Origin of the sequence: Sphingobium sp. MI1205 (assembly GCF_001563285.1) — a bacterium.
In the GTDB taxonomy this organism is placed as follows: Bacteria; Pseudomonadota; Alphaproteobacteria; order Sphingomonadales; family Sphingomonadaceae; genus Sphingobium.
The window spans coordinates 385,220-397,093 of sequence record NZ_CP005188.1 but is presented as its reverse complement, the minus strand read 5'-3'; the positions used below and the strand labels follow the sequence as shown (position 1 = coordinate 397,093).

General features: G+C 55.6%; 10 protein-coding genes. 2 read left to right on the top strand and 8 right to left on the bottom strand.

What is annotated here, in order from left to right; translation table 11 throughout:
• Positions 1-262 precede the first annotated feature (262 nt).
• The 8 genes from K663_RS02015 to K663_RS01980 form a co-directional block, all read right to left on the bottom strand.
• Positions 263-1,594 carry an McrC family protein gene (locus tag K663_RS02015; protein ID WP_044661442.1) on the bottom strand — a complete coding sequence of 444 codons (1,332 nt, stop codon included), beginning with the start codon at positions 1,592-1,594 and terminating at the stop codon, positions 263-265.
• On the bottom strand, positions 1,591-5,301 hold the full coding sequence (locus K663_RS24570; RefSeq protein ID WP_197565226.1) for an AAA family ATPase: 3,711 nt from the start codon (positions 5,299-5,301) through the stop codon (positions 1,591-1,593). Before K663_RS24570 ends, K663_RS02015 begins: the two co-directional genes overlap by 4 nt.
• Before the next feature lie 188 nt (positions 5,302-5,489).
• Entirely contained in the window at positions 5,490-6,986 is a 1,497-nt protein-coding gene (locus K663_RS02000) for a relaxase/mobilization nuclease domain-containing protein (protein WP_062113497.1), read from the bottom strand.
• Positions 6,983-7,306, bottom strand: a complete 324-nt coding sequence (locus K663_RS01995; protein ID WP_044661439.1) for a plasmid mobilization protein — start codon at positions 7,304-7,306, stop codon at positions 6,983-6,985. Before K663_RS01995 ends, K663_RS02000 begins: the two co-directional genes overlap by 4 nt.
• Before the next feature lie 293 nt (positions 7,307-7,599).
• Positions 7,600-8,184 (bottom strand): hypothetical protein, encoded by a 585-nt coding sequence (locus K663_RS01990; protein WP_044661438.1) that lies wholly within the window; start codon positions 8,182-8,184, stop codon positions 7,600-7,602.
• Entirely contained in the window at positions 8,181-8,942 is a 762-nt protein-coding gene (locus tag K663_RS01985; RefSeq protein WP_062113495.1) for a nucleotide-binding protein, read from the bottom strand. The genes K663_RS01990 and K663_RS01985 overlap by 4 nt, the downstream gene beginning before the upstream one ends.
• A gap of 146 nt (positions 8,943-9,088) precedes the next feature.
• The gene (locus K663_RS23735) at positions 9,089-9,268 is read right to left on the bottom strand and encodes a hypothetical protein (protein WP_145902199.1); all 180 of its coding nucleotides are present in this window, start codon (positions 9,266-9,268) and stop codon (positions 9,089-9,091) included.
• A 95-nt stretch (positions 9,269-9,363) separates the two neighbouring features.
• Positions 9,364-9,816 (bottom strand): hypothetical protein, encoded by a 453-nt coding sequence (locus K663_RS01980; RefSeq protein WP_044661436.1) that lies wholly within the window; start codon positions 9,814-9,816, stop codon positions 9,364-9,366.
• Between the two features lie 155 nt (positions 9,817-9,971).
• On the opposite strand from K663_RS01980, the gene K663_RS01975 reads away from it, so the two are divergent.
• The gene (locus K663_RS01975; RefSeq protein WP_145902198.1) at positions 9,972-11,474 is read left to right on the top strand and encodes a hypothetical protein; all 1,503 of its coding nucleotides are present in this window, start codon (positions 9,972-9,974) and stop codon (positions 11,472-11,474) included.
• Complete coding sequence (locus tag K663_RS25135; RefSeq protein WP_335339083.1) at positions 11,395-11,787, top strand: helix-turn-helix transcriptional regulator; 393 nt, start codon at positions 11,395-11,397, stop codon at positions 11,785-11,787. Before K663_RS01975 ends, K663_RS25135 begins: the two co-directional genes overlap by 80 nt.
• The last annotated feature ends 87 nt before the right edge of the window (positions 11,788-11,874 follow it).

Sequence of the window (11,874 nt, the reverse complement as noted above, 5' to 3'; positions counted from 1 at the left end):
TGAATGGCGCAAACCAGCGGGTGCTTTGACGAGATGCAGCTATCAATCAGAATGCCCCCTTCTCGACTGCCAACAAAACCAACATCGGATCTGTTACACAGACAGCTACTGCCGAAAAGTTGATTTACTTACGCATCGGCAAATTTTAGTTCTTGTCCCGCCAGGCAGCCTTTCCAGTACGATGCAGGAGCGCCGGGCCTGCGCCGCGGAAGTTCTGGTCAGATTGGCGCGGGGACGTTGCAACGCACCGAACGCAAACAGATCATGCTGTAGCCAACTTCAGATCACTCTCGAGTTCACGAGGCAGAAAGTCGAAAATCAGTTTTTTCAATTCGTTTTGGACGAGGTTCATCTGCGCCGTCAAATCAACTAATCCGAGCGCCAGCATTTCTCGCCCCCCCGCTATGCCGAAGCGGCGGCTGAGGATTGTTCCGCTCCCCGCGACTGCGGGATAGAGTAGCATCAGGCGATCGCACCGATAGAGCCGCGAATAGGCCATCATCTGGTACACATCACCTTGAGCCACCCCCCTCTTCGCGACCGAAACATCCTGGGCGAGGCATTTCCATTTGGTGTCGATAATGGCGAGATCCTTCCCTCCACGGCGAAGAAGGATATCAGGTCGTGTTTGGAACACGTGGCCCTCACAATCCTCATCTTTTGTCCATTCGCCCAAGCAATGACGAAGGCCTCCCTGCTCCACGACGCTGATGCCGCTTCCTGACAAAGCCCGTCGTAGCAGGGCAGCGACCGCTGCTTCGAATAGGTCATTCATCGGAAAGAGCAGCGTTATGCCGTTGTGTGATCGACGATCGTAAGCCGTTCCCTGCCAATCACGCCTGAGCAGCAATTTCGCCAAAGCAAAGACAGTTTCCCACCGCTGGCTGGTGCGATCGATCCTGACTTTCTCCCAGGGGAGTGCGGAAATAGGCACATCTGCGACATCTGCCAGAACGAAGCGCAGTTCTTCTAGCAGTCGGCGCGTGTCGTGCGCGCGGGCCAACCGAGAAAGAAAGACCACGGCTGCTTTCATCACCTGCATCAGCGGTATGTCGCTGGACAGCACATCGAAGCGACAGGCGAGCCGATCCGGACGGCCCACATGAACTGTCAGCTGGCGGACGATATTGAGCTTCCCCCGCAGTGTCGGAAGATCCTCAGCTCGAGCCTGATAGGCCCGGGGCAAGCCTCGGCGAGCCAGGGCTAGAAGCCGCTGCGCGAAAAGGCGGATCAAGATGTCGAGCAGGTTTTCCGCACCATGAGCCATGGCGGCCTGAGCGCCGTCCGCCAAGTTCAGCCCCAGCGCCAAGTCCAGCAAGGAAATCAGGCGGGACCGAACCGTCGGGAGATCGCCCAGTTCGGCCTCAGGATCGACTTTCGGCAAGATTTCTAAGCTGCAACCTGGTGCGGCGATGACGCCCACCATCTGTTTGGCCCGCAGGTGGTGACGATGATCGGTCAGGATGGCGCTCCCATCCTCTCCACCCATCGGATGTGCCCGAGCGGCAGAAAGCAGCGCCTCAGCCTGGGCCAGGGAAAAGCCATCTGGACCGATTGCTACTCGTCCCCACTCGGGCACGTGGAGATGCGTCATGCGACGTCGTTCTCCGCGTCGGGCTCGTCATCCTCGTTGACCGCTGACAAAATTGCCCCTTTGCCCAGAAGACGAGCAAACGCATCCGAGAGCGAAATTTTCGGCTCAGCACTGTAGAAATCCCGGACAAACCAGCGCTCGCGATCCATACCGTCCATACCCGGAGGAGCCTTGATCACTTCCTGGCCAATGAACCCATCCCCGAGCACCATCCGAACGCGGCTCCAGTCTTCGAAGAAATATTCCTGGAGCAGCGGGATGATTTTATCGCGCATCACATCGATAACATCGTCGGACGTTTTGCAGCCCATGAAAAAGGCATGCCCAATACGGTGCTCACGATCGACCAGATATTCAATGCGATCGTTTATTGTCCTCAATATCTCGACGAGAGGCATGTTCGTTGCTGCTGCAGCATTCTTGAGCTGCTGGGGGTTAGGGGCAATCTCGCGAAATTTAAAGCGGCGACGGAGAGCAGTATCGAGCAATGCAATAGACCGGTCAGCGGTGTTCATCGTGCCAATGACGTGAAGGTTCGCCGGCACGCCGAACTCTGCCTTCGAATACGGCAGTCGTACAGTCAGAGCGTTAGGCATGCCGAGCCGTTTGTCCGGCTCCAGGAGTGTGATCAGCTCTCCAAATACCTTTGATATGTTAGCCCGATTGATTTCATCAATGACTAATACAAATTCGTCGGGCTTGGTCAAAGTGATCGGCCGCTCACCCGGCTCTTCATCGGCCTTAAGCAGACGGCTCAATGCAGGAATGTTGATGCGCTTACGAGGTATCTCGTAAACGGTGCGCATAGTGAAATTGCCGTCGATGATAACGTCAAGAGGCAGCGGCTCATCAGCTGTCATGAGCCATTTCACCTTGCGCCGGTGGGCAAAATACCCTTCGGCTTCAGGGATGAACTCATAGTCACCTACGATCTGCCCCACGGCTCGAAACGCGCTATTGCCGAAAGGAACGATGACGATATCACCGATCGCCATATCATTGCGGAAACGGTGGGTCTGGGTCCAATTGCTGGGCTCTTGGCTTTCAGGAAACAGCGACAACCAATGGGACTTGATCGCCTCTACGGTCGAGAAGCGGTCATCGCTCCAATCTTCCGCTCTCCCCCAACCCAAAGCGATGTATTCGTCCTTAAGCGCCGCCTCGTAAACTTCCTCCTCCTGGCGAATAGCGCCCAAGCCCATCTTCCAGAATCGGCAGATGGAAAGATCGATCGCCCGACCCGATTCGCCTGCTTCCGCCTTTTTTCGGGCATGTTCAGCGAGCGCACAAATCTCCCGTAGAATGCCGGGATACGGCTTTAGCCGGAAACCAGCTCCCTGTTCTTCGGCATCCTCGTCAGGCCGCAAACCTTCCACGAAATTTTCATAATCGTAGGCCTGATGGAAGGTGACGAACGCAATGCGTTTCTCCGCTTCGAGCTGCCGATAGCGAGCCATGAGAGCAGCCCGCCCCTCCGCCGTTTCCGCAAAATCGGCCGAACCAACGCACAAGCGCACGGCCTCCCGGGCCGTAGAGTAGGTCTTCCCCGTGCCGGGAGGTCCGTAGAGAATGAGATTGGTCGGATTGAGCATCATATTATCATCCTGCGACGCGTTGAGGCGGTCACGCCAGAAAGGTAGATTCAGAAACCAGGCGATATCTTGTGCTTCGCCTTCAAAAATGAACGCCGCGAGCTTACGCGCCGCCTCACGCTCAAGTGGGAGCCGCCAGATCGTGTCATTGTTGGTGTAAAGCCACCACAGCAAAGGTTCGGGCAACGGGGTCCAATCCACCTGAACCTGACAACCGTCTTCGCCATCACCCCTCACGATACCGGTAGCCCTTATCCGCATGGCGCTGACCGGTTTACCGTTTGTCTCGAATGGCGCATTCCGCTGGTTTGGCAGATAGTCTCGCAAGACGATCCTATCGCCCGGCTGCATCTCGCGAACCATATGATTATATTTGCTGTCGCTATCGTAGAGCAGATGCCATGTCCCACGCTCCACGAAGCTGGCGAACCCGTCAGCCTCGCCATCGCGAGATGTCACGAGCCAGATTGGCTTTTCATCGGTCATCACGCTGACCTCCGCTGCCGGTTCTGGTAGTCGCTTCTGACAGGTTTCCCAAACAAATCCCTGAACATCCCAGAGGTCGCGAGGCGCCCATTGCCACTCGTCGCGCATGAGACGTTCCACTGTGCGGACAAGGCGCATAACGCCAGCCAACTCACCTTCGCTCAATGGGTTTGGTTCGAAAGCGGGGCTCCCGGTTAGCATCCAACATGCATTGTCAGTGGGGGTGGATCGGATGCCAAACATTCCTTCGGGAGCGATCAACGCGCGAAGCATGGTCGATATCGTCCGGCTTTCGGCATAAGGATTTGCTTGCGCATGAGGCAGCATCAGCGGCCACGTAGCGCCGACGAAAGCCATGACTCCGGCAACGTCGTCCCCGGCCTGAGCGAGATCCTCAGCTGCTTGCTCCACCACTCCTGGATTGTCAGTCCGAAGCGCTTGGACAATATTGATCACCCGCCAATCAAGAAGCTCGCATGGCACCCCGGCTTTGCCGACGAGCAGGTCGAGCAACGATGAGCCTAAGGACGGCTCATCCTTCGCTTCGCCCGTGAGCTGACCTACCAAAGCTTGTGCATATTCTACCAGATTGCGTCTTTTGCTGCCCTCATTGGACGCATAGCTGGCGCCGTCCTCGAAGCTTACAAACCCGGGATGGCGCTCAAGAAATTCAGAACGCAACCGATCCAGCCAGTCACGATCGACATAAGGGCCGGCATCGTCATACCAATCGAGCAGTTCAACAATCTGCATTGCATCCGCCGGGCGAACGATCAAAACGGGTCGCGGCCTGTGTCCATTTGCCGCCCTATGTTTCAGCCGAGGCGGTAGATTAGAATGCCGCGCCTGAGTGGGAAGGTACGTGCGGTGAATAGGAAGCGGGCAAGACTCTCGATCGACACTGTCTTCAATCCAAATTTGAGCTACCGAGACCGTGCGCTCCCAGGCAAGCTGACGCCCATCTGGCAGGCCAAATGCCAGAATCTTAGCGGTATCCACAAGCGGGACGCCGTATCGCTGACGCAATTCCCCTTCGATGTCACCGTCATTTGCCGCGAGATCAAAACGCAAGACCGTTGCCGGGCTGATATTCGCGCCGACACGCTCAGCCAGTCTCACATCAGCCATTTCGCGAAACTTGCGGCCGGCAAGAGCCTGGCAGATGTTCGGCCAAGCCTCCTTCAGGCCGAGAGCCGCGTTGACGTCGCGTACCAGGACCTCAACGCTATCCTCTTCGCGCTCACGTGCCGGCTCAATGTAGTTTTCAAGGACATGCAATCGGATGGCGTCGGCGTACCGATCGCCCAGTACCGCCCCTCCCAAAAACTGCCCGTACTGGCCCAGCCAGGAGCGCCAGCTAGCCAATCGATTTAGCGGCCTCTCAGACTGCGGCATGAGTATCTTGAAATCACTGCCGCCGTTTTGGAAGTCGGCCTGCATTGCCTTCAGACGCTGACGTAAATGTACAAATTTGTCCGCCTGCCAGGCGTCGGCGAGATCCGAATGAGGAGAGCCTAACGCAGACAGGTTATTCTCGATGGTCCGAACCGCATGGGCACGAGTGTTTCGACCGCTTTCAGTATTTGCTCCCCGCTCGGCAAGCCAAGCCTTAAACTCCGCTTCTTGCAAATCAGCCCCCCATTTTCCGCGTCCAGCTAACGCTATCGGCTCGTTGGAGCTACGATTTTCTTGTTAACTTTCCACGCCTTTTAGACGAGCCAAGCTGTACAACAGTCTGCGACAATAACGGTCGCATGTCTGTAAGCAGGTTCGCAAATCCGCTCATCAAGACGGCGCGCCCTGGCTCTCTCACAATGTCAACGCGAACGGCCTGATTGTTGCGCAATCCAGGCCAGTTGACGATCGATGTCGGCGTCAGTGTCGATCTCAGGCTCTGCCTTCGATTGGGTGCGCCGAGGGGCAATCGCTGAACGCTCCACAGCAGCTTCCTTCGTGATCGGTTTGTGAGCGGGCATTTCGTAGAACACCGGATCATTATGCTTGACCACGGTTTTTTCGGGCACGTGATGCGGTATGAAAAGCGCGTAGCTCAACAAGCGCGGTAGTCGAAGCTTGCCTATTTGCGTCTGATGTTCCTCATCCAGCGCGTTGAGTTGAGGCAATCGCACGTTCTTCGTGAACGCAACGCTGAACGATCGCCTTTGCGACGAAGGGAGACGTGCAGTTTCCTCCTTGCGCTGTTTGGTCAACCGCTCAGACAGAGCCTTCCGCCTTGCCCGGTGCGCGCGTTTCAGCTTCTCCCGCTCGAGACGCGCAATTCGGCGCGCCTCGAAATGCTGCGTCCGGTATAGATTAAATTCTGTCCGGTCTGGTCGCACCTCTTCGACCTTCATCTCCGGGCAGGCGCGCAGATAGTCGGTATTTTCAGGCCACCACCGCTCAAAGGTGATAGCGTCCGCAGGGCGGCGCTTTTCAATTTGAAGCAACCCATATCGGCGCTCCGCGGTATCCAAATCGGAGGCCTTGATTCGATTGTTGACGCTCCGCAGATCGAACAGCGTCAGGCCAACGATCCTCGCCCCTGTCTTTTTGCTTTTGCGCAAAGCAGCCTCGAAGCCGACACCGATGGCGGCGAGAGCCCGGCCAGCTTGGTGCCACGTCTGAAGGTCCAGAGCGGCACGGATGTCATCAGCCCTTTCAAGCAAAGACCGCTCACCAGTTCGGGCCTGCCGATGTTCATGGGCAGCTTTGGTCCGACGCGACGGCCCGATTTCGCGTGCCAACTCCATCTCGAGGTGGGTACGCAATTGGCGCAGTTCGAGCCGCTTCTCGATCGTCCTGCACAGGTCTTGAAGCCGAAACAGTGCAAACTGATTGAACGAACGCCACACGACATCCGCCACGGGCAACTGCTCAACCTCAGTCTTCTTGAGGGCGAAAGATGCAACCCCTTTGCGACGCGCGTGCGGCGCGAGGAAAGCCTGCTTCGGAGGTGTTTTAAGAGTTAAAGGCGACACGGTGCAGATCATGAGGTGGATATGGTCATACTGCTTATCGCGGTGGCGGACGGCAACTAGCTGGTGGCCGTGAAGGCCGAATTCGTCGAGCAGATCATCAATGATCTGCTTCCATGTCGCGTCAGACAACTCCCCGTCTTCGACGGCCGCGGAAAGCGAAATGTGCATCACGACCGCTTTGGCCCTGGGCGCCTGCTCGGCGACCAAGGTCATTTCAGCAGATGCATTCCCGAGTGAAGAAACCTCACGCAGATCGAGGATCTCGTGATCGCGATTGTAGGTAAGATATATTTCCAGGCCCGAAAAGTTTCGGCCCCATGTGATTGAGGGGATCACGACGCAAGCATCCTGCGGATGGCGTCGAGCAGGTCGGCATAGGCGGCTTGCAGCTCACCCACGAGTTCGACGGAGCGCGCGGTATTCGCATGACGCGCAATCTGGTTGATGTTCTGGCCGATACGCCGGACATCATGAACCAACTGACGCGAAGGAATGAGCTGGGGATGCGATTGCCGCACCAAACGGCGGAGCACTTCAGCAGTTGAGATGTCCGAATGTTCTGCGATCTCCTGGAGGAGGTCATATTCGGCAGGTGACCAGCGCGTGGGAAGCACGACGGTGCGCACACGAACCTCGCTGCCTGAGCGATGGGTCATTTCATTTTCTCCAGAAACAAGGGTTTCGAAAAGTCTTGGAGGGAGGGGTCCAGGGGAGGGCAACGCTCCTCCCCGGCCAGGTCCGGCCACGTCAACGGCAGCGCCAGAGCGACCACGCGACAAAGCTGACGTCTCCGCGCCGATGCGCGGTATACGTTGGCCAGCCCTGGCTAATTTCCTCCCACGTTAATTTGAAAGCACACTAAACTTAAACCCGCAGCTATCTGCGGACGGAGCCGAAGGCGGAGGGGAGAGCCTGTCAGCACAACATCGTTGAACTGACGGGCCTTCAATTACTGATTTGCGAGGCGGTCGGCGTATTCCGCCGCACAAAGGCGAGAGTCGCTGCGGAACTGTTCCACGGCGTAATCTGCAGCTTCGGCGACATTGCGCTGTTTGACCGCTGCTGCTCCGAAGACGGCATCAATGCAGTGATTGAAGTTGATTTCCGAGATTGCGTGCTGGCGTACTTCAGGACGCGAGAGCCACCATTTGGTGCTGGCCCCACCAGTGACGAGGCCGAAGATCAAAACAAACAGCATCCAAAACGCGCCCCAGCGATACAGGCGCGCCATCGCGTCCTGACTATCGACTGGCATCAGATCGCGGAAGGTATAGAAGGCAGTTTCCGCTGCCTTCTCAACTCGTTTTGGTAGGTCTCGATGAACGGTCTGTTGCGCCTCGAATGAGGCCCTCTGTACGACTTCATCAATTTGGCGGATATGTTCTAACCGGAAGATTATCTCAGCAAGAACCCCCGGCGAATCCCGCATTCCCGCAGGAAGCCGTCGGAGGAATTTTTCCATTCTGACGTAATCTTCGGAACTTGCTTCGCGCTCCAATAGATCACGATACATCTGTTCGACAAGTTGCCTCATAGGATCAACCCCGACTGAATGCAAAACGGACGAAAGGCTCGAATGACGTCGTCCCACCACAGCTCAAAATCGACCTGTTCGGATACGCTCAGGGTCAACATCGACAAATCATCGAACGGGCAACGTGCGCGGGCGATCTTCGTACGAGGCCGAATTTGCAGCGCCGGAATGAAGGTCTCCGACGCGCCGGCCGCAAGCATTTCTTCGCGCAGTTCGGACTCGTGCCACAGCACGAATGAGCGAGGGCTATCGCCGAACCGCCCATTCATCACGATTAGCGTTTTCTCTGGAGGCGCGAAATCTTTGACGCGATTCAACAGGGTGATTACGTCTTCCTCCTCATCAATCACCCAAACATGCAAAATATCGCGATTGAGCTTTGCTGCGGCCCGATTTACCCGGTGCATCTCGCGCTCCAGCGCGTCGCCAACATTTCCTGGCATATCGACAAGGAGCGCGGCATTTGAAGGGGAATTCTCCCACCCATCAAGAAGCAATCCCCAACCATCCGTATGGCGAAGATAAGCCCGCGTTACCGGCATGACGCTACGATAGTAGCGATCCAAATGCGCATTGCGCGCATCGCAATCGAAACCGACGACGAGGTAACCGGCTGACCGGAGAAATGCGGCCAAAATACGGGCGATGAGAGACTTGCCGATGCCGCCTTTGTCACCATTGACGACAATGATGGGCAGAGGCGGTGAAGTTGCGAGCGGCGGAAATTCCGGGCAGATTGATCCTGTCTTTGCGGACATAACGGGCACTCCAGAGAAATTTTTCGATAGTAACCGCTTGTGAGTTGCTGAGCGCCGGTGACGGAAAGCGCAGAGCGCCTAGCGGCAGTTCTTCAATCTATGCCGGTGCGGGTTATCGGCCGGCTAGTTTGCGCTCGCCTGAGCTTTCAACGTAATTTCGGCAAAGGAGCCTGAGGCTGGTCGGTGCGAGACAGACGCACAAGGTTTAAGGTGTTGGACGACTTACCCGTCCCTCCCTTGTCGCCGGTGACGAAGATCACCAAGGGCATTTCAAGAGCATGAGGCTCACGGCGAAAGTCAGCATTTTGATCGATAATCATCGTCATGATTTGAGTCCTGTTGGGCGTAATTTCGAAGAGTTGCGGGCAGATGACACGATCCAGCCGCCCGCCATTTTGATGCAAGGCTTGGGCAGGAAGGATTAGTTCGGCACCATCACATCACTATAGAGATCAGCACGAGGTGCTGGCTTGGGAGCCGCGACACTGTGAGCGCTGCTCGCCCTGGACGGGACTGGAGTTCCCAAAGCGGTTTGCTGCCGCGCATTCCGCGTCGAGACCGGCTCGGCATCGATGGGCGCATACTTCTTGCTCTTCTTCGGCCTTTTAAGCGCGGTTTCAGCGCTAACCGATTTTAACTCCTTGCGACCAGCGGCCAGCGCCTCACGGAGGATCGACGGCGTAACACGCGCAGCCTCCATCCAATCTCTGGCCTTCTGGTTGGCAACAATCGCCGGCAGTTTCACCCGAGGGTTCGCCGCCAGTAGAGCCTTCACGAACCGGGCGGCCGCTACCTGCGGCGCGGCAAGCAACTCGCGATCTGCGAGCAGTTCACGCGCAACTTCCGTACCTAGTTCCGCTTCATCGTTAGTCATCTTTACGTCCTCATCTAAACCGAACCACTGCGGCTCGATAAGGACGTTCGTACACAGCTAACGACGTCTTCGATTGGTATACGATCCGGCTTTTAATCAGAACTTTAGGGTCTTCATCCACAGCGCTCCGGGCCAGTTCACCGGAGCCAGACCATATGTTTGAAGATCCCTCGAATTTCGTCAGAAGCGGTTTTGGGAACGGACCCGTGGACATGGGGATTTTGAGGTCCCTGGCGCGGGATTTTGTTCTGAGCGCTCAAACGCATGACATGGACCGGCAAACGTATCTCGGCCGTCTATTTACTGAAGAAGATCTCGCAAGCTTGCCCATCGGACACCTGATGGACCATCGCATCCGCATGCCACGAGAATTCGCCTTGGGCCTCGAAGACAAAAATCAAGATGAGATCACCGGCCTTTTGGATCACATGCTTTGCGTCCGCCCTCATCAAGAAGCCCGCCTTCTTCTTGCGGGCGCTCTGAAGATCGAAACGAGCAGACTAGCGTCAGATCTTGTCGAGATGCGTAAACAGAATCCGAGTCTTTTTTTCGATGTCATCAGCGGACACCTCGATGAGCCTTTGGAATATTTAGCGACTCTGCATCTCGGAAGTACCGATTTATCCCGCGCGCAAGCATGTATCGCAGATGTGCTTGTGCTTTATTCAATGTTTGAAATTCAGGTTCTCGCAGCACGGGCTGTAGTTTTGGATGCCGGACAATTCTTACCCTTTGATTACACCGAAATGACAGAGCGGGCTATATTAGACCTCATGTCCGACATTGCCGACGCCTATGTTTATCGCTATCGTCAAAACCACTTTAAAGCCAATAATCTTCCACTAATACAGGGTCGCCCTCCCATACTCGCATCGAAATTTAACCTAAATTTTGCCAAAGGCGTCGTTAAATCAAAAGGAATCTCCCAAAAGGACGAAGATGGCAATTTTGGGAGGCTGAATGACGAACTCTACCAAACGTTTGGTGAGATTAAAGACATCATCGATCGAGCCAAAAATGATCCAGAATTCAAGCGCCCATCTAAGGTGGATAATGAAAACTTCAAAAGCACAGCGGCATCAACCTACTTTTTTGGCATAAGCGCCGGGATCCAAGTAGCTTTTGCAGCATTGCGACTCGTAAACCTCTCTAAAAGAAAAAGGCAGCTGACGTCTCCAAATCCCAGCCATCGTGAGTTGGCGTTCCGGGAATGGCTTAAAGAGGATCTCCCAGCCAAACGGCACAACGGGGCCAAGACGATACTTTTTGTCATGAGAACGTTGATTCTTGAGGATCGCCAAGCCGGCACGGCGTTCGATTCCGATGGCAAGGCTTGTCATCTGTCATCGCAAATGAACTCGCACGATCATGACGGCAACGTGGCGGGCATATCCCTGCTTAGGGATGCAAAGCGAGGCTATCCAATGAAAAGCGCTGTAAATCGAGAAACAGTCCCTCTGGATAACAAGCTGAGCTTAGCAGGAGTTCACGAGATAGACCTCCTGCCCGACTACAGGATTGGATTAAATTTCAAATCGTCTACCTCCAAGGAGAGGACGAGAAAGCCTAGGGTTGGGTATGACCAACCCGCACGTCCTAAATACCGATTGGAAAGCCGCTCTCGGAGAAGCCCCCGAGCGCCCAGTCGATTTGGATAAACTCGGCGGACTGATTTCGAACCTGATGCAATCTCTAGAACACCTTCCTAGTAAGGAGCGGCAGCACCTGATTGCCGCCATCCTTCCCATATGCCTTTCATTTGCAACTTCATTGAGACCAGTCGATCAGACCAGCAGATCCAGCTCGAGCTTACTTCGGCTTCCAGAGGTGCTACGTCGGACAGGTCTAAAGAGATCCACACTGTATAACAAGATTGCGGCAGGGTCATTTCCGTCGCAAATCCAGATCTCTAACAATTGCACTGCTTGGCGGGAATCCGAAATCGAAACGTGGTGCGCAAACCCAGCGTGACACATTCTCGCGATCAAAGCGGTTTTTCGCACTACCCCGAGGCGAAGCCCGGCATCAAAGCTGATACTTAGTGTACTTCGCCCCAGC